Annotated in this window: 27 protein-coding genes; 22 read left to right on the top strand and 5 right to left on the bottom strand. The window is 56.7% G+C overall.

Annotated elements, in window-relative coordinates; all coding sequences use genetic code 11:
* Positions 1 to 351 precede the first annotated feature (351 nt).
* Together queE and PGR23_RS16815 are read left to right on the top strand one after the other, a co-directional pair.
* Positions 352 to 1,023, top strand: a complete 672-nt coding sequence (gene queE, locus PGR23_RS16820) for a 7-carboxy-7-deazaguanine synthase QueE (protein WP_047044321.1) — start codon at positions 352 to 354, stop codon at positions 1,021 to 1,023.
* 190 nt (positions 1,024 to 1,213) lie between these two features.
* Positions 1,214 to 2,002 carry an SDR family oxidoreductase gene (locus PGR23_RS16815; RefSeq protein ID WP_213797107.1) on the top strand — a complete coding sequence of 263 codons (789 nt, stop codon included), beginning with the start codon at positions 1,214 to 1,216 and terminating at the stop codon, positions 2,000 to 2,002.
* Positions 2,003 to 2,068: 66 nt separating this feature from the next.
* Here the strand turns inward: PGR23_RS16815 and queD are convergent, their stop codons facing one another.
* A complete protein-coding gene (gene queD / locus PGR23_RS16810) occupies positions 2,069 to 2,434 on the bottom strand; it encodes a 6-carboxytetrahydropterin synthase QueD (protein WP_162866946.1) in 366 nt (121 codons plus the stop codon).
* Between the two features lie 317 nt (positions 2,435 to 2,751).
* Here queD and cysJ point away from each other — a divergent pair, with 317 nt between their 5' ends.
* From cysJ to cysH, 3 genes are all read left to right on the top strand, one after another.
* Complete coding sequence (gene cysJ, locus PGR23_RS16805) at positions 2,752 to 4,551, top strand: NADPH-dependent assimilatory sulfite reductase flavoprotein subunit (RefSeq protein WP_396279451.1); 1,800 nt, start codon at positions 2,752 to 2,754, stop codon at positions 4,549 to 4,551.
* Positions 4,551 to 6,263, top strand: a complete 1,713-nt coding sequence (gene cysI, locus PGR23_RS16800) for an assimilatory sulfite reductase (NADPH) hemoprotein subunit (protein ID WP_015369975.1) — start codon at positions 4,551 to 4,553, stop codon at positions 6,261 to 6,263. The genes cysJ and cysI overlap by 1 nt, the downstream gene beginning before the upstream one ends.
* Positions 6,264 to 6,364: 101 nt before the next feature.
* Positions 6,365 to 7,099 carry a phosphoadenosine phosphosulfate reductase gene (gene cysH / locus PGR23_RS16795; RefSeq protein ID WP_015369976.1) on the top strand — a complete coding sequence of 245 codons (735 nt, stop codon included), beginning with the start codon at positions 6,365 to 6,367 and terminating at the stop codon, positions 7,097 to 7,099.
* Between the two features lie 73 nt (positions 7,100 to 7,172).
* Here the strand turns inward: cysH and PGR23_RS16790 are convergent, their stop codons facing one another.
* Positions 7,173 to 8,219 (bottom strand): aminopeptidase, encoded by a 1,047-nt coding sequence (locus PGR23_RS16790; protein ID WP_289578221.1) that lies wholly within the window; start codon positions 8,217 to 8,219, stop codon positions 7,173 to 7,175.
* A 246-nt stretch (positions 8,220 to 8,465) separates the two neighbouring features.
* Here PGR23_RS16790 and cysG point away from each other — a divergent pair, with 246 nt between their 5' ends.
* The 13 genes from cysG to rpoS all read left to right on the top strand — a co-directional run bounded on the left by cysG (position 8,466) and on the right by rpoS (position 19,693).
* Positions 8,466 to 9,872 (top strand): siroheme synthase CysG, encoded by a 1,407-nt coding sequence (gene cysG / locus PGR23_RS16785; protein ID WP_396280090.1) that lies wholly within the window; start codon positions 8,466 to 8,468, stop codon positions 9,870 to 9,872.
* A 9-nt stretch (positions 9,873 to 9,881) separates the two neighbouring features.
* Positions 9,882 to 10,790: a sulfate adenylyltransferase subunit CysD gene (gene cysD / locus PGR23_RS16780; RefSeq protein ID WP_015369979.1), complete on the top strand. Its 909-nt coding sequence runs from the start codon at positions 9,882 to 9,884 to the stop codon at positions 10,788 to 10,790.
* Positions 10,791 to 10,799: 9 nt separating this feature from the next.
* Positions 10,800 to 12,227 (top strand): sulfate adenylyltransferase subunit CysN, encoded by a 1,428-nt coding sequence (gene cysN, locus PGR23_RS16775; RefSeq protein WP_047044277.1) that lies wholly within the window; start codon positions 10,800 to 10,802, stop codon positions 12,225 to 12,227.
* Positions 12,227 to 12,832, top strand: a complete 606-nt coding sequence (cysC, locus tag PGR23_RS16770) for an adenylyl-sulfate kinase (protein ID WP_047044279.1) — start codon at positions 12,227 to 12,229, stop codon at positions 12,830 to 12,832. The genes cysN and cysC overlap by 1 nt, the downstream gene beginning before the upstream one ends.
* Before the next feature lie 50 nt (positions 12,833 to 12,882).
* Entirely contained in the window at positions 12,883 to 13,209 is a 327-nt protein-coding gene (locus PGR23_RS16765) for a DUF3561 family protein (protein ID WP_047044281.1), read from the top strand.
* A gap of 138 nt (positions 13,210 to 13,347) precedes the next feature.
* Positions 13,348 to 13,659 carry a cell division protein FtsB gene (gene ftsB / locus PGR23_RS16760; protein ID WP_015369983.1) on the top strand — a complete coding sequence of 104 codons (312 nt, stop codon included), beginning with the start codon at positions 13,348 to 13,350 and terminating at the stop codon, positions 13,657 to 13,659.
* Positions 13,660 to 13,678: 19 nt separating this feature from the next.
* Positions 13,679 to 14,389 carry a 2-C-methyl-D-erythritol 4-phosphate cytidylyltransferase gene (ispD, locus tag PGR23_RS16755; RefSeq protein WP_047039060.1) on the top strand — a complete coding sequence of 237 codons (711 nt, stop codon included), beginning with the start codon at positions 13,679 to 13,681 and terminating at the stop codon, positions 14,387 to 14,389.
* Entirely contained in the window at positions 14,389 to 14,868 is a 480-nt protein-coding gene (gene ispF / locus PGR23_RS16750; RefSeq protein WP_047044283.1) for a 2-C-methyl-D-erythritol 2,4-cyclodiphosphate synthase, read from the top strand. The genes ispD and ispF overlap by 1 nt, the downstream gene beginning before the upstream one ends.
* The gene (gene truD / locus PGR23_RS16745; RefSeq protein ID WP_047044285.1) at positions 14,865 to 15,914 is read left to right on the top strand and encodes a tRNA pseudouridine(13) synthase TruD; all 1,050 of its coding nucleotides are present in this window, start codon (positions 14,865 to 14,867) and stop codon (positions 15,912 to 15,914) included. The genes ispF and truD overlap by 4 nt, the downstream gene beginning before the upstream one ends.
* Positions 15,895 to 16,656 (top strand): 5'/3'-nucleotidase SurE, encoded by a 762-nt coding sequence (gene surE / locus PGR23_RS16740; protein ID WP_015369987.1) that lies wholly within the window; start codon positions 15,895 to 15,897, stop codon positions 16,654 to 16,656. The genes truD and surE overlap by 20 nt, the downstream gene beginning before the upstream one ends.
* A complete protein-coding gene (locus PGR23_RS16735; RefSeq protein ID WP_015369988.1) occupies positions 16,650 to 17,276 on the top strand; it encodes a protein-L-isoaspartate(D-aspartate) O-methyltransferase in 627 nt (208 codons plus the stop codon). Before surE ends, PGR23_RS16735 begins: the two co-directional genes overlap by 7 nt.
* A 124-nt stretch (positions 17,277 to 17,400) precedes the next feature.
* Positions 17,401 to 18,543, top strand: a complete 1,143-nt coding sequence (gene nlpD / locus PGR23_RS16730) for a murein hydrolase activator NlpD (RefSeq protein ID WP_047044288.1) — start codon at positions 17,401 to 17,403, stop codon at positions 18,541 to 18,543.
* Between the two features lie 157 nt (positions 18,544 to 18,700).
* The gene (gene rpoS, locus PGR23_RS16725; protein WP_015369990.1) at positions 18,701 to 19,693 is read left to right on the top strand and encodes an RNA polymerase sigma factor RpoS; all 993 of its coding nucleotides are present in this window, start codon (positions 18,701 to 18,703) and stop codon (positions 19,691 to 19,693) included.
* 52 nt (positions 19,694 to 19,745) lie between these two features.
* On the opposite strand, the gene PGR23_RS16720 is transcribed toward rpoS, so the two are convergent.
* Positions 19,746 to 20,123 carry a DUF4440 domain-containing protein gene (locus PGR23_RS16720; protein WP_047044290.1) on the bottom strand — a complete coding sequence of 126 codons (378 nt, stop codon included), beginning with the start codon at positions 20,121 to 20,123 and terminating at the stop codon, positions 19,746 to 19,748.
* Positions 20,124 to 20,246: 123 nt separating this feature from the next.
* Here PGR23_RS16720 and PGR23_RS16715 point away from each other — a divergent pair, with 123 nt between their 5' ends.
* A complete protein-coding gene (locus PGR23_RS16715; RefSeq protein ID WP_396279452.1) occupies positions 20,247 to 21,134 on the top strand; it encodes a LysR family transcriptional regulator in 888 nt (295 codons plus the stop codon).
* Here the strand turns inward: PGR23_RS16715 and PGR23_RS16710 are convergent.
* Positions 21,131 to 21,550, bottom strand: coding sequence for a MarR family winged helix-turn-helix transcriptional regulator (locus tag PGR23_RS16710; RefSeq protein WP_047044293.1), 420 nt, complete (start codon positions 21,548 to 21,550; stop codon positions 21,131 to 21,133). The two genes, PGR23_RS16715 and PGR23_RS16710, sit on opposite strands and share 4 nt — an antisense overlap.
* A 173-nt stretch (positions 21,551 to 21,723) precedes the next feature.
* Between PGR23_RS16710 and PGR23_RS16705 the strand changes: the two genes are divergently transcribed.
* The 3 genes from PGR23_RS16705 to PGR23_RS16695 are packed head-to-tail and all read left to right on the top strand — an operon-like array spanning position 21,724 to position 23,991.
* The gene (locus tag PGR23_RS16705; RefSeq protein ID WP_047041933.1) at positions 21,724 to 22,314 is read left to right on the top strand and encodes a non-oxidative hydroxyarylic acid decarboxylases subunit B; all 591 of its coding nucleotides are present in this window, start codon (positions 21,724 to 21,726) and stop codon (positions 22,312 to 22,314) included.
* Between the two features lie 2 nt (positions 22,315 to 22,316).
* Positions 22,317 to 23,744 carry a non-oxidative hydroxyarylic acid decarboxylases subunit C gene (locus PGR23_RS16700; protein WP_285177531.1) on the top strand — a complete coding sequence of 476 codons (1,428 nt, stop codon included), beginning with the start codon at positions 22,317 to 22,319 and terminating at the stop codon, positions 23,742 to 23,744.
* 10 nt (positions 23,745 to 23,754) lie between these two features.
* Entirely contained in the window at positions 23,755 to 23,991 is a 237-nt protein-coding gene (locus PGR23_RS16695) for a non-oxidative hydroxyarylic acid decarboxylases subunit D (protein ID WP_047078988.1), read from the top strand.
* 81 nt (positions 23,992 to 24,072) lie between these two features.
* On the opposite strand, the gene mutS is transcribed toward PGR23_RS16695, so the two are convergent.
* On the bottom strand, positions 24,073 to 26,640 hold the full coding sequence (gene mutS, locus PGR23_RS16690; RefSeq protein ID WP_430915645.1) for a DNA mismatch repair protein MutS: 2,568 nt from the start codon (positions 26,638 to 26,640) through the stop codon (positions 24,073 to 24,075).
* Positions 26,641 to 26,682 lie beyond the last annotated feature (42 nt).

Raw genomic sequence — 26,682 nt, 5'->3', positions numbered from 1 at the left:
TTCATGTATCGGTTTGTACATCTTTGATTAATTGTGATTTTTTATCGATTTAGACAATCATAAATAATGCTATTACGATCATGAAAAACATTATTTGTTACATCTTTATCCGCACGCAGATACTTCTGAAGAGAGTAATCAATGAACGGGTTAATGAGTGAGTGTGGCACATGCTAAAATAATACTTAATATATCGTAAATACATTTTGTGCTTATTTCATAGTTCGCTAACTAATATAAAAAGAGGGTTTACGCCCCGCTGACCATGGGCTCAGGTAAGCGCAGCTGAGGACAAGACCTGAGCGCCTGAATCTGCGATAATACCTTTTTACCACCTGAACAGAGATGACTATGCAGTACCCGATTAACGAGATGTTCCAGACCTTGCAAGGCGAGGGTTACTTTACCGGCGTGCCTGCCATTTTTATTCGTTTGCAGGGATGCCCGGTTGGTTGCGCCTGGTGCGATACCAAACATACCTGGGATAAGCTGGCCGATCGGGAAGTGTCTCTATTTAGTATTCTCGCCAAAACCAAAGAGAGCGATAAATGGGGCCCGGCGACCAGCGACGATCTGCTGGCAATCATTGGCCGTCAGGGGTGGACCGCCCGTCACGTAGTGATTACCGGCGGCGAACCTTGTATTCACGATCTTACGCCGTTGACCGACCTGCTTGAGCAAAACGGTTTCAGCTGCCAGATTGAAACCAGCGGCACCCATGAAGTGCGCTGCAGCCACAATACCTGGGTTACGGTCTCGCCGAAGGTGAACATGCGCGGCGGCTACGATGTGCTCTCTCAGGCGTTGCAACGTGCAGATGAAATCAAGCATCCGGTTGGCCGCGTGCGGGATATCGAAGCGCTGGATGAACTGCTGGAAACGCTGGCAGATGAAAAGCCGCGGATTATTGCATTACAGCCGATTAGCCAAAAAGAAGACGCGACGCGTCTGTGCATCGAGACCTGTATCGCCCGGAACTGGCGGTTATCCATGCAGACGCATAAATACCTTAACATCGCCTGATCCCCACTCTATTTGCCGGGTAGGTGGCTCACCGCCCGGCAGCTCTCTTCTTCATATATGAATTCATCTTCGCATTTGGCTCCAGCGCTGGGGTTGAGATACGCCGTCATGACAGCAATGCTATCATTGGCGCGTTAATTCAGCCGCTCAGGCGGGCTATTGATACGTTGACTTAAGGAATGAGTTAACCATGCAGCCAATTGATCGACCTACTGCCTTCTCTATGGACTTCTTCTCGCTCAAGGGGAAAACCGCTATCGTTACCGGCGGCAATAGCGGCCTTGGTCAGGCTTTTGCCGTCGCCCTGGCGACAGCCGGCGCGAATCTGTTTATTCCCGCCCTGCGCGAAGAACATACTCAAACCCGCGAACTTATCGAACAGCAGGGCGTTGAGATGGAATTCATGCTGGCGGATATCACCGATGTCGGCATGCCGCAGCGGATTATCGCCACCTGCTGCGAGCGTTTTGGTACCGTTGATATTCTGGTGAACAATGCTGGTATTTGTCAGTTGAATAAGGTGCTGCGCTTTGGTCGCACAGACTGGGATCCGATGATCGAAACTAACCTGACGGCGGCATTTGAGCTCAGCCACGAAGCCGCTAAAATTATGGTCCCGCGGCGAAGCGGTAAGATTATTAACATCTGCTCGGTGTTTTCTTATCTCGGCGGCAGCTGGTCGCCGGCCTATGCCGCCACCAAACATGCGTTGGCTGGATTAACCAAAGCCTACTGCGATGAGCTGGGCCCATATAATATCCAGGTCAACGGCATCGCGCCCGGCTATTACGAAACCGAAATGACCGCTATTACCCGCAGCATCCCAAAAGAGAACCGACGCGTGCTGGCGCATATACCCGCGGGCCGTTGGGGAGAAGCAGAGGATTTAATGGGTGCCGTTGTTTTCCTCGCCAGCCGGGCCTCGGACTACGTCAACGGTCATATTCTGGCGGTGGATGGCGGCTATCTGGTGCGCTGATTCACACGGCGTTGGATGAAATAGAAAACCGCCAGGGCAGCAGCCCGATGGCGGATAGGCAGGGAATTACTCGCCGCGATAGACGCAGCCTGCGGTGCAGGTCTCTTTCACCATTACCGCGCTCAGCAGAGGAACCTGCGGTTTCATTTGATCCCAAATCCATTTGGCCAGCACTTCGCTGGTGGGATTCTCCAGTCCTGGAATATCGTTCAGGTAATAGTGGTCTAAACGATCGTAAGTCGGTTTAAACGCGGCTTTCAGCTCGGCGAAATCCATGATCCACCCGGTATGGGGATCGACTTCACCGGTAATCTCCAGACGCACCATAAAAGAGTGACCATGCAGGCGACCGCATTTGTGGCCTTTCGGTACGTGCGGCAGGTGGTGGGCGGCTTCGAAGGTGAAATCTTTAAACAGCGTGGTGGACATCATTAACTCTCAACAGGACGAAAAAAACCGCCGTAGGGTACCGGAAAGTACATTTTTTAGCATTAACTAAAACGGCCCTGAACGCAAAATCACCGTTTTTGCGCTTTTTTGTTGATTAAATTTCTTTCTTTTCAATGGATTAACTAATCGGTTTTGTTGTTAATAACTATAACTAAAACAGGTTAGTCCATTTGGTTATTTGTTATTTCCATCCCTTCTTTAATTGTTAGTATGCCCGCCGTTAACCTTACAATCTCTTCTGTTTTTGTCGCGCTGACAGGGCGTGAATAACAGCTTTGCTTACTGGAACATAACGACGCATGACGACACAGGCCCCACCTTCCAATCTGCTGCCGCTTAACCCGGAGCAACTGGCGCGCCTACAGGCGGCCACGACCGACTTTACGCCAACCCAACTGGCTTGGGTATCCGGCTACTTCTGGGGCATGCTGAACCAGCAGCCCGGCGCCGCGGTAAGCGCGCCCGCTCAGGCGGTAGAAGCGCCGGCCATCACCCTGATTTCCGCTTCGCAAACCGGCAACGCGCGTCGGGTTGCTGAAGCGCTGCGCGACGATCTGCAGGCCGCGCAGCTGAATGTGAAACTGGTGAACGCTGGCGACTATAAATTCAAACAAATCGCCGGTGAAAAACTGTTGGTCGTGGTGACGTCGACCCAGGGCGAAGGTGAGCCGCCGGAAGAAGCCGTCGCATTGCATAAATTCCTGTTTTCAAAGAAAGCGCCGAAGCTTGATGGCACCGCCTTCGCGGTGTTTGGTCTCGGCGATACCTCCTATGAGTTTTTCTGCCAGTCCGGCAAAGATTTCGACAGCAAACTGGCCGAGCTGGGCGGCGAACGCCTGCTCGATCGCGTTGATGCCGACGTTGAATATCAAGCCGCGGCGGCGGAATGGCGCGCTCGCGTAGTGGATGTGCTGAAGGCGCGCGCGCCGATGGCTGCGCCGGCCCAGCTTGCTACCAGCGGCGTGGTCAATGAAATTCACACCAGCCCATATACTAAAGAAGCGCCGTTGACGGCGACGCTTGCAGTGAATCAGAAAATAACCGGTCGCGACTCGGAAAAAGACGTCCGTCATATCGAGATCGATCTGGGTGATTCCGGCCTGCGTTATCAGCCGGGAGATGCTCTTGGCGTCTGGTACCAGAACGATCCGGCGCTGGTCAAAGAGCTGGTGGAGCTGCTGTGGCTGAAGGGTGATGAACCGGTCACGGTAGAAGGCAAAACGCTGCCGCTGGCGCAAGCGCTGGAGTGGCATTTTGAGCTGACGGTCAATACCGCCAATATTGTTGAGAACTATGCCACCCTGACCCGTAGTGAAACGTTGTTGCCGCTGGTCGGCGATAAAGCGCAGTTGCAGCACTACGCTGCCACGACGCCTATCGTCGATATGGTGCGCTTCTCGCCGGCACAGCTGGACGCAGAAGCCTTAATCGGCCTGCTTCGCCCGCTGACGCCGCGCCTCTACTCTATTGCTTCCTCGCAGGCAGAAGCGGAAAACGAAGTTCACGTTACCGTTGGCGTCGTGCGTTATGACATCGAAGGCCGCGCCCGCGCCGGCGGCGCGTCCAGCTTCCTCGCCGACCGCGTGGAAGAAGATGGTGAAGTGCGCATCTTTATCGAACACAATGACAATTTCCGTCTGCCTGCTAACCCGCAAACCCCGGTTATCATGATTGGCCCTGGAACCGGGATCGCGCCGTTCCGCGCCTTTATGCAGCAGCGCGCGGCGGAAGGGGCGGAAGGGAAGAACTGGTTGTTCTTCGGCAATCCGCACTTCACGGAAGATTTCCTCTATCAGGTGGAATGGCAGAGCTACGTCAAAGAGGGCGTGCTGAGCCGTATCGACCTGGCCTGGTCCCGCGATCAACAACAAAAAGTCTATGTACAGGACAAACTGCGCGAGCAGGGGGCTGAAGTGTGGCGTTGGATTAACGACGGCGCCCATATTTATGTCTGCGGCGATGCCAATCGTATGGCGAAAGACGTCGAGCAGGCGTTACTGGAAGTGATTGCCGAATACGGCGCGATGGACGCCGAAGCGGCGGACGAATTTTTAAGTGAGCTGCGCGTTGAGCGCCGTTATCAGCGAGATGTCTACTAATGAGCGAAAAACATCCTGGCCCGCTGGTGGTCGAAGGTAAACTCTCCGACGCCGAGCGTATGAAGATCGAGAGCAACTACCTGCGCGGCACCATTGCGGAAGATTTAAATGACGGCCTGACCGGCGGTTTTAAAGGCGACAACTTCCTGCTCATCCGCTTTCACGGCATGTACCAGCAGGACGACCGCGATATTCGCGCGGAACGCGCGGCGCAGAAACTGGAGCCGCGCCACGCGATGCTGCTGCGCTGCCGTCTGCCGGGCGGCGTTATCACCACCAAACAGTGGCAGGCGATCGATAAGTTCGCCGCGGATAACACCATCTACGGCAGTATTCGCCTGACTAACCGTCAGACTTTCCAGTTCCACGGTATTCTGAAGAAGAACGTGAAGCCGGTGCATCAGATGCTGCACTCCGTTGGGCTGGACGCGCTGGCGACCGCTAACGACATGAACCGCAACGTGCTGTGCACTTCTAACCCGTTTGAGTCGCAGCTGCACGCCGAAGCCTACGAGTGGGCGAAGAAGATCTCCGAGCATCTGTTACCGCGTACTCGCGCCTATGCTGAGATCTGGCTGGATCAGGAAAAGGTCGCCACCACCGATGAGGAACCGATCCTCGGCCAGACCTATCTGCCGCGTAAATTCAAAACGACGGTGGTGATCCCGCCGCAGAACGATATCGATCTGCACGCCAATGATATGAACTTCGTGGCGATTGCGGAAAACGGCAAGCTGGTTGGTTTTAACCTGCTGGTGGGCGGCGGTTTGTCTATCGAGCATGGGAATAAGAAAACCTATGCGCGTACCGCCAGCGAGTTTGGCTATCTGCCGCTGGAGCACACTCTGGCGGTGGCGGAAGCGGTCGTGACCACCCAGCGTGACTGGGGCAACCGTACCGATCGTAAAAACGCGAAAACCAAATATACCCTCGAGCGCGTCGGCGTGGAGACCTTCAAGGCGGAAGTTGAGCGCCGTGCCGGGATCAAATTTGAACCGATTCGCCCTTACGAGTTTACCGGCCGCGGCGATCGCATCGGCTGGGTTAAAGGCATCGATAATAACTGGCACCTGACGCTGTTTATTGAGAACGGCCGTATTCTGGATTATCCGGGCCGCCCGCTGAAAACTGGCCTGCTGGAGATCGCGAAGATTCACAAAGGTGAATTCCGCATCACCGCCAACCAGAACCTGATCATCGCCAGCGTACCGGAAGATCAGAAAGCGCGGATCGAGAAACTGGCGCGCGATCATGGCCTGATGAATGCCGTCACGGCGCAGCGTGAGAACTCGATGGCCTGCGTGTCGTTCCCGACCTGTCCGTTAGCGATGGCAGAAGCCGAGCGTTTCCTGCCATCGTTTATCGACAAAGTGGAAGAGGTGATGAGCAAGCACGGCGTCGGTGATGAGCATATCGTAACCCGCGTCACGGGTTGCCCGAACGGCTGCGGCCGCGCGATGCTGGCGGAAGTTGGCCTGGTTGGGAAAGCGCCTGGCCGCTATAACCTGCATATCGGCGGCAACCGTAGCGGGACGCGCATCCCACGGATGTATCGTGAAAATATCACCGAGCCGGAGATCCTTGCTTCGCTCGACGAGCTGGTAGGGCGCTGGGCGAAAGAGCGCGAAGCGGGTGAAGGCTTCGGCGACTTTACGGTGCGTGCGGGCATCATTCGCCCGGTGCTCGATCCAGCGCGTGATTTCTGGGAATAACCTGAATTGCCGGATAGCGGCATGAATGCCTTATCCGGCCTACCATTCGCGTAGGCCTGATAAGCGAAGCGCCATCAGGCAAGGCACACAGTGAGGAATCTATGTCCAAACTCGATCTAAACGCGCTGAACGATCTGCCTAAAGTAGAACGCGTAATGGCGCTGGCGGAAGTTAACACTCAGCTGGAAAAACTCAGTGCCGAAGAACGCGTGGCATGGGCGCTGGAAAACCTGCCCGGCGACTATGCGCTCTCTTCAAGCTTTGGTATTCAGGCAGCGGTCAGCCTGCATCTGGTGAATCAGCTGCGCCCGGACATTCCGGTGATCCTGACCGATACCGGCTATCTGTTCCCGGAAACCTATCAGTTCATTGATGAATTAACCGAGAAGCTCAACCTGAACCTTAAAGTCTACCGGGCGACGGAAAGCGCCGCCTGGCAGGAAGCGCGCTACGGCAAACTGTGGGAGCAGGGCGTTGAAGGCATTGAGAAGTACAATGAAATCAACAAAGTTGAGCCGATGAACCGGGCGCTGAAGGAGCTTAATACCCGCACCTGGTTCGCTGGCCTGCGCCGCGAGCAGTCCGGCAGCCGGGCGCATTTGCCGGTGCTGGCTATCCAGCGCGGCGTCTTTAAGCTGCTGCCGATTATCGACTGGGATAACCGGACGGTTTATCAGTATCTGCAAAAGCACGGCCTGAAATACCACCCGCTATGGGAGCAGGGGTATTTGTCCGTCGGCGACACTCACACCACCCGTAAATGGGAACCCGGTATGGCGGAAGAAGAGACCCGCTTCTTTGGCCTCAAGCGCGAGTGCGGATTGCACGAAGGCTAAGCGATGCGCTATGCCGGAGAGTGTTATTCCAAAGCGGACACGCGGGCTATACCGCGGGTTCGCTTTGCGCAAATCAGTTTTTCTTCTCAACTTTCGCCAGCTCTTTAACCAGCGGTAGCATCACTTTGACTACATCGCGCCCGCGATGCTCGATCCTTCCCGGCAGCGCTTTGTCGATATACTGTTGGTTATCCAGTTGCACGTCATGCCAGCTGGTACCCTGCGGGAAGCTGCGGGTTTTACTGCGCTGCTGATATCCATCCTTTTTACCCAATGACCAGTTAGTCGCTTCCACGGAGAGTACCGGGATCCCGGCGCTGTCAAAAACGCTGGCGTCGTTACAGCAGCCAGTACCTTTCGGGAACTCCGGATTCAGCCCTGGATTGGTGAACGCGGCAATGCCGTGGCTCCGGGCAATCGCCAACGCGCGATCGCGGGTCAGCTTACGTACCGATGCCGGCGTGCTGCGCCCGCTGTTGAAATAGAGCTTATCGCCGACCACCAGGTTATCGAGATTTATCACCAGCAGCGTGTTTTTCTTTTCCGCCTCGCTCATGCGTTTCAGCAAATTTTGCGCGCCCAGGCGGCCTTCTTCCTCGCCGCTGGTGGCGATAAAGCGAATGCCGTAACGGGTGGGGACGTTCTTTAAATGTTCCGCCAGCTCCAGCAATACGCCGAGCCCCATCGCATTGTCGTCGATCCCCTGCAGGGTCAGGCCGCCGAGGTTGTTCTCTACGTCTTTATCGCTCTGCGGGGCATAGGTATCGAGGTGCGCCATAATGATAATTTGCTGGCGAGACTGGCCCTCATGCGCGGCGATTACCGTACTGCCGGTGGCGTTGTGCCAGTTCTTACGTTGGTTGCTGTCGGTATAGATGTAGCGGGTATTGAAACTGCGCACGTCGCTCTGATAACCCATCTGGGCAAATTGTTGACGAAGATAATCGGCTGACAGCATCTCGGCCGGCGTACCGGTCATTCTTCCAGGAAAGACGGTAGCAATATGGCGGGCCTGCGTATTTGCGGTGTCGCCCAGGGCGCTGAATGCCGGAGCGGCGGAGAAGACAAAACCTGTGCCAAGCGCCAGCGGAAGCAGACGGCGGCACATCGCGGAAAACATAGTGGGTCCTTACACGAGCAAAACATTTCGACGGCGTTAGTATGAAACTGTGACGCCGCTTAAACAATTTCATTTGCTCTTAAATAGCGGAAAATGCGCGCGTTAAGCACTTTTTGATATTTAGATTTCCAGCTCGTTATTCTTTTGCGTCACAACTCATTCCATTTCGTAATTTCATTTGCTCAAAGCAGCCCCCTATAGTCCCTCTATTGCTGAATGTAAGAGAGTTGTTGCGCCGTGGATTACTTGCCCCTGTTTGCCGAGTTGAAAGAAAGACCCGTGCTGGTTATCGGCGGCGGTGAAATTGCCGTCCGCAAGATTAAATTCTTGCTGCGGGCGCAGGCGAAGGTACTGGTGGTCGCCGCCGTTCTGTCGCCGGAGCTCGCTGAACAGGTGGAACGTCAGCAAATTAGCTGGCGGGCGACCGCCTTTGATGAACAACAAGTGGACGACGTATTTCTGGTGATTGCCGCAACCGACGATCGTGAACTCAACCAGCGGGTGTTTGCCGCGGCTAACGCCCGCTACCGCCTGGTGAACGTGGTGGATGACCAGCCGCTGTGCTCATTCGTCTTTCCTTCTATTGTCGACAGGTCGCCATTGCTGGTGGCGATCTCCTCCAGCGGCAAGGCGCCGGTGCTGTCGCGCATTCTGCGAGAAAAAATCGAAGCGCTACTGCCCACCAATCTGGGGCGGCTGGCCGAAACGGCGAGCTACTGGCGCCATCATCTCAAAACCCGTCTGACCACCACCGAAGCGCGGCGTCGCTTCTGGGAGCGCGTTTTCACCGGGCGTTTTGCCAGCCTGATGGTGGCAGGTAACCACGCGGCGGCGGAACGAGCGCTCCAGGATGAACTCGACAGACCGGAACGCAGCATGGGTGAAATTATTCTGGTTGGCGCCGGGCCGGGAGATGCCGGGCTGCTGACGCTACGCGGACTGCAGGCGATTCAACAGGCGGACGTGGTGTTTTATGACCACCTGGTGACCGAGAGCGTGCGCGAGCTGGTGCGCCGTGATGCCGAAATGATCTGCGTAGGTAAGCGCGCGGGCGAGCACTCCGTACCGCAGCACGAAACGAATCAAATGCTGGTGGATGCCGCCAAAGCCGGGAAAACGGTGGTGCGCCTGAAGGGCGGCGACCCGTTTATCTTCGGGCGCGGCGCGGAAGAACTGCAGGCCGCCGCCGCCGCCGGGATCCCCTTCCAGGTGGTGCCCGGCGTCACCGCCGCGGCGGGCGCGACGGCCTATGCCGGCATTCCGCTGACCCATCGCGATTATGCGCAAAGCGCAGTTTTCGTCACCGGTCACTATAAATCTGACAGCGCGCCGTTTGACTGGGCGCTGCTGGCGAAGAGCCAACAAACGCTGGCGATTTACATGGGCACCATGAAAGCGGCGGACATCAGCGCTCAGCTGATCGCCCATGGCCGCGACGCGAATACCCCGGTGGCGGTGATTTCCCGCGGCACCCGCGAGGATCAGCAGACGCTGACCGGCACGTTACAACAGCTCGAACATCTGGCGAAAGATGCCCCAATGCCCGCGCTACTGGTGGTGGGCGAAGTGGTACAGCTGCATCAGCAGCTCGCCTGGTTTCAACACACAACATCTAGCGAGGGGTTTAACTCTTCGGTGGTAAATCTGGCTTAAGGAACGGTTATGGACCAAAAACGACTCACTCACCTGCGGCAACTGGAGGCGGAAAGCATCCATATCATTCGTGAGGTGGCCGCCGAATTCTCTAACCCGGTGATGATGTACTCCATCGGTAAAGATTCCAGCGTAATGCTGCATCTGGCGCGCAAAGCGTTTTATCCGGGAACCCTGCCGTTCCCGCTGCTGCACGTCGATACCGGCTGGAAATTCCGTGAGATGTACGAGTTCCGTGACCGTACCGCCAAAGCCTACGGCTGTGAACTGCTCGTGCATAAAAACCCGGAAGGGGTGGCGATGGGCATCAACCCGTTCGTTCACGGCAGCGCCAAGCACACCGATATCATGAAAACCGAAGGCCTGAAGCAGGCGCTGAACAAATATGGCTTTGATGCCGCATTCGGCGGCGCGCGTCGCGATGAAGAGAAATCCCGCGCTAAAGAGCGAATTTACTCCTTCCGCGATCGTTTCCACCGCTGGGACCCGAAAAATCAGCGTCCGGAGCTGTGGCACAACTACAACGGTCAGATTAACAAAGGCGAAAGCATTCGCGTCTTCCCGCTCTCTAACTGGACCGAGTTGGATATCTGGCAGTACATCTACCTGGAAAATATTGAAATCGTCCCGCTGTACCTGGCGGCAGAACGCCCGGTACTGGAGCGCGACGGCATGCTGATGATGATCGATGACGACCGTATCGATCTGCAGCCGGGCGAGATGATCAAAAAGCAGATGGTACGCTTCCGTACCCTCGGCTGCTGGCCGCTGACCGGCGCGGTAGAGTCCAACGCGCAAACGCTGCCGGAAATTATTGAAGAGATGCTGGTATCCACCACCAGCGAACGTCAGGGGCGCGTCATTGACCGCGACCAGGCAGGCTCCATGGAGCTGAAAAAACGTCAGGGTTATTTCTAAGGAGCCGCCATGAACACTACGATTGCACAACAAATTGCTAATGAAGGCGGCGTAGAAGCTTACCTGCACGCGCAACAGCACAAAAGCCTGCTGCGTTTTCTGACCTGCGGCAGCGTCGATGACGGCAAAAGCACCTTGATCGGCCGTCTGCTGCACGATACGCGCCAGATTTATGAAGATCAGCTCTCTTCTCTGCACAATGACAGCAAGCGTCACGGTACTCAGGGCGAGAAACTGGATCTGGCGCTGCTGGTGGATGGTCTGCAGGCCGAGCGCGAGCAGGGCATCACCATTGATGTCGCCTATCGCTACTTCTCGACCGAAAAACGCAAATTTATTATTGCCGACACCCCGGGCCACGAGCAGTACACCCGTAATATGGCGACCGGCGCGTCCACCTGCGATCTGGCGATCCTGCTGATCGACGCCCGCAAAGGCGTGCTCGACCAGACTCGCCGCCACAGCTTTATCTCCACGTTATTAGGGATTAAGCACCTGGTGGTCGCGGTGAACAAAATGGATCTCGTCGAGTTCAGCGAAGCGCGCTTCAATGAAATTCGTGAAGATTATCTGACCTTCGCCGAACAACTGCCGGGCAAGCTTGATATCCGTTTCGTGCCGCTGTCGGCGCTGGAAGGGGATAACGTCGCCACACAGAGCGACAAAATGCCGTGGTACAGCGGCCCGACGCTGCTGGAAGTGCTGGAAACCGTTGACATCCAGCGCGATGTCGAAAGCCAGCCGCTGCGCTTCCCGGTGCAATACGTGAACCGTCCGAACCTGGATTTCCGCGGCTTCTCCGGTACCGTCGCTTCCGGTACGGTCACCGTTGGCCAGCGTCTGAAGGTGCTGCCGTCGGGCGTGGAGTCGAACGTGGCGCGTATTGTCACCTTTGACGGCGACCTGCCGCAGGCCGGGGCGGGGGAAGCGATCACTATCGTCCTGAAAGATGAAATCGACATCAGCCGCGGCGATTTGCTGGTTGACGCTGAAGCCTCGCTGCCCGCGGTACAAAGCGCCAGCATCGACGTCGTGTGGATGGCGGAACAGGCGCTGTCGCCGGGTCAGAGCTATGACATTAAAGTGGCTGGCAAGAAAACCCGCGCCCGCGTTGACGCTATCCGCTATCAGGTCGACATCAATAATCTGACCCAGCGTGAAGTCGAAGCGCTGCCGCTGAACGGCATCGGGCTGGTGGAGCTGACCTTTGACGAGCCGCTGGTGCTCGATCCGTATCAGGACAACCCGGTGACCGGCGGGCTTATCTTTATCGACCGCCTGAGCAATGTGACGGTTGGCGCGGGAATGGTCAACGAACCGCACCTGCAGGCGCAGGCTCCGACGTCGCAGTACAGCGCGTTTGAGCTGGAGCTGAATCAGCTGATTCGTAAACACTTCCCGCACTGGGACGCACGCGATCTGCTGGGAGGCAAGTAATGGCCCGGCATGACGAAAACGTCGTCTGGCATGCGCATCCGGTGACCCGCGAGCAGCGCGAGCAGCATCACGGCCATCGCGGCGTGGTGCTGTGGTTTACCGGCCTCTCGGGGTCGGGTAAATCCACCGTCGCCGGGGCGTTGGAGGAGGCGCTGCACGAGCTTGGCGTTAGCACCTACTTGCTTGACGGCGATAATGTGCGTCACGGGCTGTGTAGCGATCTGGGATTCAGTGACGACGATCGCAAAGAGAACATTCGCCGCGTTGGTGAAGTAGCTAAGCTGATGGTCGATGCCGGGCTGGTTGTATTGACCGCGTTTATATCTCCGCATCGTGCGGAACGGCAGATGGTGCGCGAGCGTTTGGGGGAAGGACGCTTTATCGAAGTGTTTGTCGATACCCCGCTGGCCACTTGTGAGACGCGGGATCCGAAAGGATTATACAAGAAGGCGCGGGCAGGGGAGTTGCGTAATTTTACCGGTATCGATTCGGTCTATGAATCCCCGGAGAATGCTGAAATTCATCTGGATGGTGAACAATTGGTAACAAATTTGGTGCACCAACTATTAGACCTGCTTCGACAGAGCGATATTATCAGATCCTGAAAAGGCAACGGCATCGAGGGGTGCCGGTCGCCCGGTCAACAGGATTCAATATGCGCAATACCCAGAACCTCAGTATTATTCGTTCAGAACCGCCTCCGGCGGCCGGCGACGAGACCACCTGGTCTTTGTCAGGCGCCGCCGTGGGCTTTATTTCATGGCTGCTGGCGCTGGGTATTCCCTTCCTCATGTATGGCGGTAATACGCTCTTTTTCTTCCTCTATACCTGGCCTTTCTTCCTTGCCATTATGCCGGTCGCCGTGGTGGTCGGTATTGCGCTACATTCATTACTGGACGGCAAACTGATCTACAGCGTTTGCGCGACGATTTTAACCGTCGGGCTAATGTTTGGTCTGCTGTTCCTCTGGCTGTTGGGATAGCCTTTTTGGGATGAATCAAGCCTGGGTATCCATCGCAAAAATGTGGTACAGTCCCCGCGTTACGCGGCATCGTCCGCGCGCCAGGGTAGAGTACTCCGGCGAGTTATGGGATGATGATGCCGTTTTTCAGGGGGCAGGATGGGTAAATTAACGCTGCTATTATTAGCTTTGCTGGTCTGGCTACAGTACTCGCTGTGGTTTGGCAAAAATGGTTTGCACGACTATAGCCGGGTTAATGACGATGTCTCCGCTCAGCAGGCCACTAACGCCAAATTAAAAGCGCGCAACGATCAGCTTTTCGCCGAAATTGACGATCTCAACGGCGGTCAGGAAGCGATCGAAGAACGCGCGCGCAATGAACTCAGCATGACCCGCCCGGGCGAAACGTTCTATCGTCTGGTGCCGGATGCCTCAAAACGCAATCAGGGTTCTGCGCAGAATAATCGATAAACAAGCCCAGGATGACAATATGGCAGCCACTTTTCCGGGCGTTTGCGCCGTGGTGCCGGCAGCCGGTTTTGGCCGCCGTATGCAAACGGAGTGCCCGAAACAATATCTCTCAATCGGTAACAAAACGATTCTCGAACATTCGGTCGCCGCGCTGCTGGCGAACGAACGCGTTCAGCGGGTGGTGATCGCCGTCAGCCCTGGCGACATCCGCTTTAGTCAACTTCCCTTAGCCCACCATCCGCAGGTCACCGTCGTTGACGGTGGCGCTGAGCGCGCCGATTCGGTTCTGGCGGGGCTGAAAGCCTTAGCGGATGCGCAATGGGTGCTGGTTCATGATGCCGCGCGTCCGTGCCTGCATCAGGATGATCTCTCGCGGCTGCTGGCGCTAAGCGCGACCAGCCGCGTCGGCGGCATACTGGCGGCGCCGGTGCGCGATACCATGAAGCGTGCCGAACCGGGCAAAACCGCGATCGCCCATACCGTCGAACGCAATGATTTATGGCATGCGCTGACGCCGCAATTTTTCCCTCGAGAACTGCTATTTGACTGCCTGACGCGCGCGCTGGATGAAGGCGCGACCATCACCGATGAAGCGTCGGCGCTGGAGTACTGTGGCTTCCATCCCGAATTGGTCGCCGGACGAGCTGATAATATTAAAGTAACGCGCCCGGAAGATCTGGCGCTGGCCGAATTTTACCTTACCCGTTCCCGACACCAGGAGAAGGCTTAATGCGAATTGGACACGGTTTTGACGTACACGCTTTTGGCGGTGAAGGGCCAATTATTATTGGCGGGGTACGTATTCCTTATGAGAAAGGGCTGCTTGCCCATTCCGATGGCGACGTCGCGCTGCATGCGCTGACCGACGCGCTGCTGGGCGCCGCGGCGCTGGGCGATATCGGCAAACTGTTCCCGGATACCGATCCGGCCTTTAAAGGCGCGGATAGCCGCGAGCTGCTGCGTGAAGCGTGGCGGCGGATTCAGGCGAAGGGATATACCCTTGGCAACGTTGACGTCACCATCATTGCCCAGGCGCCAAAAATGCTGCCGCATATCCCGCAGATGCGCGTATTTATCGCCGAAGATCTCGGTTGCCATATGGACGACGTCAATGTGAAAGCGACCACCACCGAGAAGCTTGGCTTCACCGGCCGTGGCGAAGGCATCGCCTGTGAAGCGGTGGCGCTGCTGCGTAAGGTTACGCAATGATCGCCTTTGATGACTTAACATACCTGCACGGCAAGCCGCTCAGCCAGGGGCGGCTGAAGGCCAATCCGGAAGACTTTCTGGTGGTCGAAGACCTCGGTTTCGCCCCCGATGGCGAAGGCGAACATGTGCTGGTGCGGATTCTGAAAAATGGCTGCAACACCCGTTTCGTTGCCGACGCGCTGGCGAAATTCCTTAAAATCCATGCGCGCGAAGTGAGCTTTGCCGGGCAAAAGGATAAGCACGCTGTCACCGAACAGTGGCTGTGCGCCCGCGTGCCGGGCAAAGAGATGCCGGATCTGAGCAAATTTCAGCTCGAAGGCTGCCAGGTGCTGGAGTATGCCCGCCATAAGCGTAAGCTGCGTTTAGGCGCGCTGAAGGGCAACCAGTTCACGCTGATCCTGCGGGAAATCAGCGATCGCGACGATGTCGAAAAGCGTTTGCAGGCGATTGCCGCCGGCGGCGTGCCGAACTACTTCGGCGCGCAGCGCTTTGGTATCGGCGGTAGCAACCTGCAGGGCGCATTGCGCTGGGCCGAGAGCGGCGAGCCGGTGCGCGATCGCAATAAACGCAGTTTTTGGTTGTCGGCGGCACGCAGCGCGTTGTTTAATCAGCAAGTTGCAATTAGATTAAAAAAAACGGAATTTAATCAGGTTGTTGATGGCGATGCGCTACAATTAGCGGGGCGCGGAAGCTGGTTTGTGGCAACCACCGAAGAGTTGGCGGAATTACAGGCGCGGGTCGATAACCGCGAGCTGATGATTACCGCTGCGCTGCCGGGCAGCGGCGACTGGGGCAGCCAACGCGACGCGCTGGCCGCCGAGCAAGCCGCGATAGCCGAAGAAACGTCGCTACAGGCGCTGCTGGCGCGCGAAAAAGTTGAAGCCGCGCGCCGGGCGATGCTGCTGTATCCGCAGCAATTGTGCTGGAACTGGTGGGATGATGTCACTGTTGAACTGCGCTTCTGGCTGCCAGCGGGAAGTTTTGCCACCAGCGTGGTAAGGGAACTTATCAATACAACGGGTGACTATGCGAATATTGCTGAGTAACGATGACGGTATCCACGCGCCGGGGATCCAAACCCTGGCGAAGGCCTTACGCGAATTTGCCGAGGTCCAGGTTGTTGCACCCGATCGTAATCGCAGCGGCGCCTCAAACTCGCTCACGCTGGAATCTTCTCTACGCACGTTCACCTTTGAAAATGGCGATATCGCCGTCCAGATGGGCACGCCGACCGACTGCGTGTATCTCGGCGTTAACGCGCTGATGCGTCCGCGTCCGGATATCGTGGTCTCAGGAATCAACGCGGGCCCCAATCTTGGCGATGATGTCATTTATTCCGGCACCGTCGCGGCGGCGATGGAAGGCCGCCATCTTGGTTTTCCCGCCCTTGCCGTTTCGCTGAACGGCTATCAACATTACGACACCGCGGCGGCAGTGACGTGCACCATTCTGCGCGCGTTAAGCCGCGAGCCGCTGCGTACCGGGCGGATCCTCAACATCAACGTGCCGGATCTTCCCCTCGAGCAAATCAAAGGTATTCGCGTTACCCGTTGCGGCAACCGCCATCCGGCCGACCAGGTCATTCCGCAAAAAGATCCGCGCGGTAATACGCTGTACTGGATCGGCCCGCCGGGTGATAAGCGCGATGCCGGGCCGGGGACCGATTTTGCGGCGGTGGATGAAGGCTATGTTTCCGTAACGCCATTGCATGTCGATTTAACCGCTCATCAGGCACATGAGGTGGTGACCGATTGGTTAGAACGCGTCGGGGTTGATACGCAATGGTAAGTAAACGTGTTGAAAGTTTGTTGAATCAGCTACGCACTCAGGGCATCGTCGATGAGCGAGTCCTCGAGGCAATCGCGCAGGTTCCGCGCGAAAAATTCGTTGATGAAGCCTTTGAACATAAGGCGTGGGAAAACACCGCGCTGCCGATTGGCCAGGGGCAAACTATCTCGCAGCCCTATATGGTGGCGCGGATGACGGAGCTTCTGGAACTGACGCCGGACTCAAGGGTGCTGGAAATCGGCACCGGCTCCGGCTATCAGACGGCGATCCTGGCGCACCTCGTGCACCACGTCTGCTCGGTCGAGCGGATTAAGAGCCTGCAGTGGCAGGCGCGTCGGCGTCTTAAACAACTTGATTTACATAATGTTTCAACCCGTCATGGAGATGGATGGCAGGGTTGGCAGGCTCGCGCGCCTTTTGACGCGATTATCGTCACCGCCGCGCCGCCGGAAATTCCGGCCGCGCTGATGGCGCAGCTTGATGAAGGCGGCGTGCTGGTTTTGCCGGTCGGTGAAGAACATCAGTATCTGAAGCGGATCCGTCGCCGCGGCGGCGAGTTTTTCATCGATACCGTCGAAGCCGTTCGCTTTGTTCCGCTCGTCAGAGGGGAGCTGGCCTGAACCCGGATTATTCCAGGTTTTTTTTGCCTAAGTTTAGGCGTAGGGTGGACACATTTTTCAGTGTCCTGGCCGGGCGCTGCCCGGTAAGCAAGATATTGGCAGTTAACATATTCCTGGGGGATAAATGAGCGCGGGAAGCCCAAAATTTACCGTAAGCCGTATTGCGGCGTTGTCACTGGTTTCACTCTGGCTGGCCGGGTGTACAAATACCAATAATCCGCCTGCGCCGGTGAATTCGGCAAGCGGCGCTGCGTCCTCCAGCACCAATTCCGGGATGCTGATTACGCCGCCATCTTCCGGCGGGCAGCAAGTTCCTCCGGCTCAGCCGATTCAACCGATGCAGACCCAGCCAATTCAGACTCAGCCGACCCAGGTTCAGCCGATGGCACAGCAGCCGGTGCAGACGGTGAACGGTAAGATTGTTTACAACCGTAAATATGGCGATATTCCGAAAGGTAGCTATACCGGCGGCAGTACCTATACCGTTAAGCGCGGCGATACCCTGTTCTATATCGCGTGGGTCACCGGCAACGATTTCCGCGACCTTGCGGAACGCAACAACGTCCCGGCGCCGTACGCGCTGAACGTGGGTCAGGTGCTGCAGGTCGGCAACTCCGCAGGCCAGCCGATCACCGGCGAAAATCCGGTATCTCAGGCTAGCGCGCAGGCAAGCGGCGGTGCGACGGCCACCACAACTTCTGCACAAAAATCCACCGCAGTGGTTGCGTCACAACCGACTATTACGTATTCTGAATCTTCAGGTGAACAGAGTGCTACTAAGATGTTGCCGAATAATAAACCAGCAACGACCACGACGACGGTCGCTCCGGTTACGGCGCCATCAACCGTTAGCACAACCCAACCGACTGCAAGCAGTACGTCTACCAGTTCGCCGATCTCATCATGGCGCTGGCCGACTGATGGCAAGGTTATCGAGAACTTTAGCGGCGCGGAAGGCGGCAATAAAGGTATCGACATTGCAGGCAGTAAAGGACAGGCTATTGTCGCGACCGCCGATGGGCGCGTCGTCTATGCCGGTAACGCACTGCGCGGTTACGGTAATCTTATTATCATCAAACACAACGATGATTACCTGAGTGCCTACGCTCATAACGATACCATGCTGGTTCGGGAGCAACAGGAAGTCAAAGCGGGGCAGAAAATCGCTACCATGGGTAGCACCGGAACCAGCTCAACAAGATTACATTTTGAAATTCGTTACAAGGGGAAATCCGTCAACCCGCTGCAGTACTTACCGCAGCGATAATTTGGCAAAGTACGGATAAGCGTAACACCATGAAAGGCGCCAGGGCGGTCGCGATATGCCTCCTTCAGTGGAGGCATAAAGAGGATAACTCCGGCGTCGTTTAGTGATGGGTCGCGGAAGGTGCTTTGCTCAGGGATCACGGGTAGGAGCCACCTTTATGAGTCAGAATACGCTGAAAGTTCATGATTTAAATGAAGACGCGGAATTTGATGAGAACGGAATGGAGGTTTTCGACGAGAAAGCCTTAGTAGAAGAGGAACCCAGTGATAGCGATCTGGCTGAGGAAGAGCTGCTGTCGCAAGGCGCCACCCAGCGCGTTCTCGATGCGACACAACTGTATCTTGGTGAGATTGGTTATTCCCCGCTGCTGACGGCCGAAGAAGAAGTCTATTTCGCCCGTCGCGCACTACGTGGAGATGTTGCTTCACGCCGTCGCATGATTGAAAGTAACCTGCGTCTGGTGGTGAAGATCGCTCGTCGTTACAGCAATCGTGGTCTGGCGCTGCTGGATCTGATTGAAGAAGGTAACCTCGGCCTGATCCGCGCAGTTGAGAAGTTTGACCCGGAACGTGGGTTCCGTTTTTCAACCTACGCTACCTGGTGGATCCGTCAAACGATTGAACGGGCGATTATGAACCAAACCCGTACCATTCGTTTGCCTATCCATATTGTGAAAGAGCTGAACGTTTATCTGCGTACCGCGCGCGAGTTGTCGCATAAGCTGGACCACGAGCCAAGCGCTGAAGAGATAGCCGAACAGCTGGATAAACCGGTTGATGACGTTAGTCGTATGCTGCGTCTGAACGAGCGCATTACCTCAGTGGATACCCCGCTGGGCGGTGACTCAGAAAAAGCGCTGCTGGATATTCTGGCCGATGAAAAAGACAACGGCCCGGAAGACACCACGCAGGACGATGATATGAAACAAAGCATCGTCAAATGGTTGTTCGAACTGAACGCCAAACAGCGCGAAGTACTGGCTCGTCGTTTTGGGCTGCTGGGTTATGAATCCGCAACGCTTGAAGATGTGGGTCGTGAAATCGGCCTGACCCGCGAACGCGTGCGTCAGATTCAGGTTGAAGGCCTGCGCCGCCTGCGGGAGATCCTGCAGGGACAGGGGCTAAACATCGAAGCGCTATTCCGCGAATAAATCGTTTTCTCTCAAAAAGGCCCAATCCTGCGATTGGGCCTTTTCCTTTGTATTAACCGATGCGGGTTTCCTGCAGGTGACGCCAGAAGATTTTCCCCTCAATGCGCTGAAATATCGCCGTGGACCAGCGCACGATCTCGCCTTGTTCCGGCAGGGTCTGGCTTTCGCGGTACAGCACCGCGCCGCCGTCTTGCCATTCGCTCAATACCTGCGCATTATCAACCACGATGCTTAATCCCGGGCGGCTGCCGCCCGCGCTATGGAAAAAACCGCTTACCGTCGGGTAATCCATCTTAGCGCCGCTGATAGGAACCATTGTAAATTCTTGCGCAAAGCGGCTCATCAGCGCTTGCGCGCTACCTTCTTTCCGGCCCAGCCATTGTTCAATGATTACGTGGGCGTCGATAACTTCTTGGATCCATGGGTTCATGTTTTCTCCGGGTTAAGCAGCAGGCGATTGCAGATGAGTACTGTAAACCGCGCGTCAGGGGCGGATAAATGCGCTTTTCAGGGATATACTGTCTAAAATTTTTTGACAATAAGCGTCATTCAAATGCTAAACCTGCAGCGCGTTACCATGTTTGTCGCCGTTGTTGATGCCGGGAGCTTTACCGCGGCGGCGGCGGCGCTTGGGCAAACCAAAGCGGTGGTCAGTTTTAACGTTCGTCAGCTAGAGAGTGAACTGGGAGTGACGTTGCTTCTGCGTTCGACGCGCCGGTTAACGCTCACCGAAGCCGGGGCGGTGTTTTACCAGCGCGGCGTCGGGCTGCTGAAAGCCGCGGAGAATTTACAGGACGAGGTGCGCGCCAGCCACGCCGGGTTAAGCGGCGAACTGCGGATCACCACCACCCCGGAATATGGCGCGCAGGTGATCATCCCGGCGCTGGCGGAATTCGCTCGTCGACATCCGGCGTTGCGGGTGCGCCACGTCTCATCGTCGTATCATGCGGATTTGATCTCGGAACGGTTTGATGTCGCGATACGCCTCGGTACCCTGGCCGATTCGCGCTATCACGCGGCTCGGATTTCGCGTTTCGCCATCGTGCCCGTGGCCTCGCCGGTTTGGCTGGATAAACATCCGCTGCGCACGCTTGCCGACCTGGCGCAGGCGGCGTGGATTGTTAACGAGCGCCTGGCGACGCCGCTACGCTGGCAGATCCTGACCGCCGAAGGGCAATCGATCGCTTTTGAAATTACGCAACCGCCGCGGATCTCAGCCGATAGCGCACAAGCGTTAATGGGCTTTGCGCTGGCGGGAAGCGGGGTGGCGCTACTCCCGGAGTGGCTGGTGGCCGAAGCCATCGCGCGGCAGGAGCTGGTGCGGGTATTGCCGGAGTATATTTTTCCCTCCCAGGGGGTATACGCCGTCTACCCGGACGCGCAGCATGTGCCAACCAAGGTCCGGGCATTTATCGATTTTCTGCGTGAACGAACCGCTTAATCCGCGTTTTTATTTTCCATCATTTTCAGGACCAGACGGGAAAACTGCGCGCGCTCCTCTTCGTTAAGGCGGCTCAAAAACTCTTCATCGACACGGTTGCCCTGCGGCATGGAATTTGCGAGCAGCGCCTGCCCCTCATCCGTCAGATAGACAAAACGGCGACGTTTATCGGTCGGATCGTGTTCGCGGCGCACCAGCCCGCGTTTTTCCATCCGGCTTAGCATCTCCGCCAGCGTCGCTTTCGTGCTGACGGCCGCTTCGATAAGCGTCACCTGCTCGATTCCAGGATGTTCGGCTACCGAGCGCATCACTGCATATTGCGGCTTGGTCAGTTCCGGTAATTCATGTTGCCAGCGCGCGGTATGCTGTTGAAAAAGCTGGCGCAGAAGGTGGAACGCTTCGTTACGTAACTCCATGAACACTCCGTCACAAAAATATTACCTTTATGATAGCCGCATTTACGGCTTCTTTTCACATCTCATTTTTTTGATTATTGATGCGGATCGTATGCGAACGATATTGAGATCCCGTAAAAATGAGCGTAGTTTTAATACAAAGGTTCGTATACGAACAATGTGTGAGGTAGTGAATGAAACTGATTATTGGGATGACCGGGGCGACCGGCGCGCCGTTGGGCGTCGCGCTGTTGCAAGCGCTGAACGAAATGCCGGATGTGGAAACGCACCTGGTGATGTCGAAATGGGCAAAAACCACCATTGAGCTGGAAACGCCCTATAGCGCTCGTGAAGTCGCCGCGCTGGCGGATTTCTGCCATAGCCCGGCGGATCAGGCCGCGACCATCTCATCAGGATCGTTTCGTACCGACGGCATGATTGTTATCCCCTGCAGCATGAAAACGCTGGCGGGTATCCGCGCTGGCTATGCGGAAGGGTTAGTCGGCCGCGCGGCGGACGTCGTGCTGAAAGAGGGGCGCAAGCTGGTTCTGGTGCCGCGAGAAATGCCGCTGAGCACCATTCATCTGGAGAACATGCTGGCGCTGTCGCGCATGGGCGTGGCGATGGTGCCGCCCATGCCTGCCTACTACAACCATCCGGAAACGGTCGAGGATATCACCAACCATATCGTGACCCGCGTGCTGGATCAGTTTGGTCTCGAATATCACAAAGCGCGCCGCTGGAACGGCCTGCGCGCGGTCGAGAATTTATCACAGGAGAATTAATCATGGCTTTTGATGATTTACGCAGCTTTTTGCAGGCGCTTGATGAGCAGGGGCAACTGCTAAAAATTAGCGAAGAGGTGAATGCCGAGCCGGATCTCGCCGCTGCCGCTAACGCCACAGGGCGCATCGGTGACGGCGCGCCAGCGCTATGGTTCGATAACATTCGCGGCTTTACCGATGCCCGTGTCGCCATGAACACCATCGGTTCCTGGCAAAACCACGCGATTTCGCTGGGGCTGCCGCCAAACACGCCGGTGAAAAAACAGATTGATGAATTTATTCGCCGCTGGGATAAATTCCCGATAACGCCGGAGCGTCGCGCTAATCCAGCGTGGGCGGAAAACACCGTTGATGGCGACGATATCAACCTGTTCGATATTCTGCCGCTGTTCCGCCTGAACGATGGCGACGGTGGTTTCTATCTCGACAAAGCCTGTGTGGTTTCTCGCGATCCGCTTGACCCGGACAACTTCGGTAAACAGAACGTCGGTATTTACCGGATGGAAGTGAAAGGCAAGCGCAAGCTGGGCCTGCAGCCGGTACCGATGCACGATATTGCGCTGCATCTGCATAAAGCGGAAGAGCGCGGTGAGGATCTGCCCATTGCCATCACCCTGGGTAACGACCCGATTATCACCCTGATGGGCGCGACGCCGCTGAAATATGACCAGTCAGAATATGAGATGGCGGGCGCGCTGCGCGAAAGCCCGTATCCGATCGCCACCGCGCCGTTGACCGGCTTTGACGTACCGTGGGGCTCGGAAGTGATCCTTGAAGGGGTGATTGAAGGGCGCAAGCGTGAAATCGAAGGGCCGTTCGGCGAGTTCACTGGCCACTACTCAGGCGGCCGCAATATGACGGTGGTGCGTATCGATAAAGTCTCTTATCGCACAAAACCGATTTTTGAATCGTTGTATCTCGGTATGCCGTGGACCGAAATCGACTATCTGATGGGCCCGGCGACCTGCGTGCCGCTGTACCAGCAGCTGAAGGCGGAGTTCCCGGAGGTGCAGGCGGTCAACGCCATGTACACCCATGGCCTGCTGGCGATTATCTCCACCAAAAAACGCTACGGTGGTTTTGCCCGCGCGGTGGGATTACGCGCGATGACTACCCCGCACGGACTCGGCTACGTGAAAATGGTCATTATGGTCGATGAAGATGTCGATCCGTTCAACCTGCCGCAGGTGATGTGGGCGCTCTCCTCGAAGGTCAACCCGGCGGGCGACCTGGTGCAGTTGCCGAACATGTCGGTACTGGAGCTCGATCCTGGTTCAAGCCCGGCGGGGATCACCGACAAATTGATTATCGACGCCACCACTCCGGTTGCGCCGGACCTTCGCGGTCACTACAGCCAGCCGGTGCAGGATTTACCGGAAACCAAAGCCTGGGCTGAAAAACTGACCGCCATGTTGGCCAACCGTAAATAAGGAGAAAAAGATGATTTGTCCACGTTGCGCTGATGAAAAGATTGAAGTGATGGCGACGTCGCCGGTAAAAGGGGTATGGATTGTTTATCAGTGCCAGCACTGCCTCTATACCTGGCGTAATACCGAACCGCTGCGTCGTACCAGCCGCGAACATTATCCGGAAGCGTTCCGCATGACGCAGAAAGATATTGATGAGGCGCCGCAGGTGCCGCACGTACCGCCGCTATTACCGGAAGATAAGCGTTAATAAAACGGGCCCGCTAAGACGGGCCTTTTTTATATTTAGCACAATTATGGAAGCTTAAATCAAGAATTCACATTAATGGAGCTACACCAGGCTTTTCAGGCGGTAGATCCACTCCAGCGCCTGACGCGGGCTCAGTGAATCCGGGTCAAGATTATCCAGCGCTTCCAGCGCCGGTGAGGTCTCTTCCGGCGCGGAGAGCAGCGACATCTGCGTACCATCAACCTGCGTGGCTGCGGCATTTGGCGAAATGCTCTCCAGCTCGCGCAGTTTCTGCCGCGCGCGTTTGATCACCTCTTTCGGCACTCCCGCCAGCGCGGCGACCGCCAGGCCATAGCTCTTGCTGGCCGCGCCGTCCTGCACGCTGTGCATAAAGGCGATGGTATCGCCGTGCTCCAGGGCATCGAGGTGCACGTTAGCCACGCCTTCCATTTTCTCCGGCAACTGGGTGAGCTCGAAGTAGTGGGTGGCGAACAGGGTCAACGCTTTGATCTTATTCGCCAGATTCTCCGCGCAGGCCCACGCCAGCGACAGACCATCGTAGGTGGACGTGCCGCGACCAATCTCGTCCATCAGCACCAGGCTGTGTTCGGTGGCGTTGTGCAGAATATTGGCGGTTTCGGTCATCTCCACCATGAAGGTGGAACGGCCGCTCGCCAGGTCATCCGCCGCGCCGACGCGGGTAAAGATGCGGTCGATAGGGCCAATTTCTACCTTCTGCGCCGGTACGTAGCTGCCGATATAGGCCAGCAGCGCAATCAGCGCGGTCTGGCGCATATAGGTACTTTTACCGCCCATGTTGGGCCCGGTGATGATCAGCATGCGGCGCTGCGGCGCCAGCTGCAGCGGGTTGGCGATAAATGGCTCTTTCAGTACCTGCTCCACCACCGGGTGACGGCCTTCGGTAATGCGAATACCGGGTTTATCGATAAAGGTCGGGCAGCAGTAGTTCAGGGTTTCCGCGCGTTCCGCGAGGTTCACCAGTACGTCCAGCTCGGCCAGCGCGCTGGCGCTGGTTTGTAAGTCGGCCAGATGCGGCAGCAGTTTTTCGAACAGGTCGTCATAGAGCTGTTTTTCCAGCGCCAGCGCCTTGCCTTTAGACGTCAGTACCTTATCTTCGTATTCCTTGAGTTCCGGAATAATGTAGCGCTCGGCGTTTTTCAGCGTCTGGCGGCGCACGTAGTGGATCGGCGCATGCTGGCTCTGGCCGCGGCTGATCTGGATGTAGTAACCGTGAACGGCATTGTAGCCGACCTTCAGGGTATCAAGGCCCAGGCGCTCGCGTTCGCGGATTTCCAGTTTGTCGAGATAATCGGTCGCGCCATCGGCCAGCGCCCGCCACTCATCCAGCTCTTCATTATAACCCGGAGCGATAACGCCGCCGTCACGCACCAGTACCGGCGGCGCGTCGATGATCGCGCGTTCCAGCAATTCGCGTAGCTCGGCGAACTCGCCCATTTTCTCGCGCAGCTGTTGCACCGGCTGACAGTCAACGTCGGCCAGCAGCTCGCGCAGCAGCGGCAGCTGCTGGAAGGCATGACGCATACGGGCTAAATCGCGCGGGCGGGCGGTACGCAGCGCCAGACGCGCCAGAATACGCTCAAGGTCGCCGACCTGACGCAGTACCGGCTGCAGCTCGGTATAGCGTTCCTGTAAGGCGCCAATCGTTTGTTGGCGTTCAACCAGCACCGCGGTATCGCGTACCGGCATATGCAGCCAGCGTTTGAGCATGCGGCTGCCCATCGGCGTGACCGTGCAGTCGAGTACCGAGGCAAGGGTGTTATCAACGCCGCCGGCGAGATTCTGGGTGATCTCCAGATTGCGACGGGTGGCGGCATCCATAATGATGCTGTCCTGCTGGCGTTCCATGGTGATGGAGCGGATGTGCGGCAGCGAGGTGCGCTGGGTATCTTTGACGTACTGTAACAGGCAGCCGGCGGCGCACAGCCCGCGCGGGGCGTTTTCGACGCCGAAGCCCACCAGATCGCGGGTGCCGAACTGCAGGTTGAGTTGCTGGCGTGCGGTGTCGATTTCGAACTCCCATAGCGGGCGACGGCGCAGGCCGCGGCGGCCTTCAATCAGGGAAGATTCGGCAAAATCTTCCGCATACAGCAGTTCCGCCGGATTGGTACGTTGTAGTTCCGCCGCCATGGTCTCGCGGTCGGCCGGTTCGCTCAGGCGAAAGCGACCGGAGCTGATATCCAGCGTCGCGTAGCCGAAGCCTTTACTGTCCTGCCAGATGGCGGCCAGCAGGTTATCCTGGCGCTCCTGCAGCAGCGCTTCATCGCTGATGGTGCCCGGCGTAACGATGCGTACCACTTTGCGTTCTACCGGCCCTTTGGTGGTGGCCGGATCGCCAATCTGTTCGCAAATCGCAACCGACTCGCCCTGGTTTACCAGTTTCGCGAGATAGTTTTCCACCGCGTGGTGGGGGATGCCGGCCATGGGAATCGGTTCGCCCGCGGAAGCGCCGCGTTTGGTCAGCGAGATATCGAGCAGCTGCGAGGCGCGTTTGGCGTCGTCATAAAACAGCTCGTAAAAGTCGCCCATCCGGTAAAACAGCAGGATCTCCGGATGCTGAGCCTTCAGCTTCAGGTACTGCTGCATCATAGGAGTGTGGTCTGATAGATCCTTGCTTGCAGACTCTTTCATATTGATTTTACTCATTTTTAAAGTCTTCTGAGTACTTATGTG

This window comes from Klebsiella sp. 141162 (assembly GCF_050600755.1).
In the GTDB taxonomy this organism is placed as follows: Bacteria; Pseudomonadota; Gammaproteobacteria; order Enterobacterales; family Enterobacteriaceae; genus Klebsiella; species Klebsiella aerogenes.
Note: the sequence above shows the minus strand (reverse complement) of the source record. Positions and strands in the feature narration are given on the sequence as shown.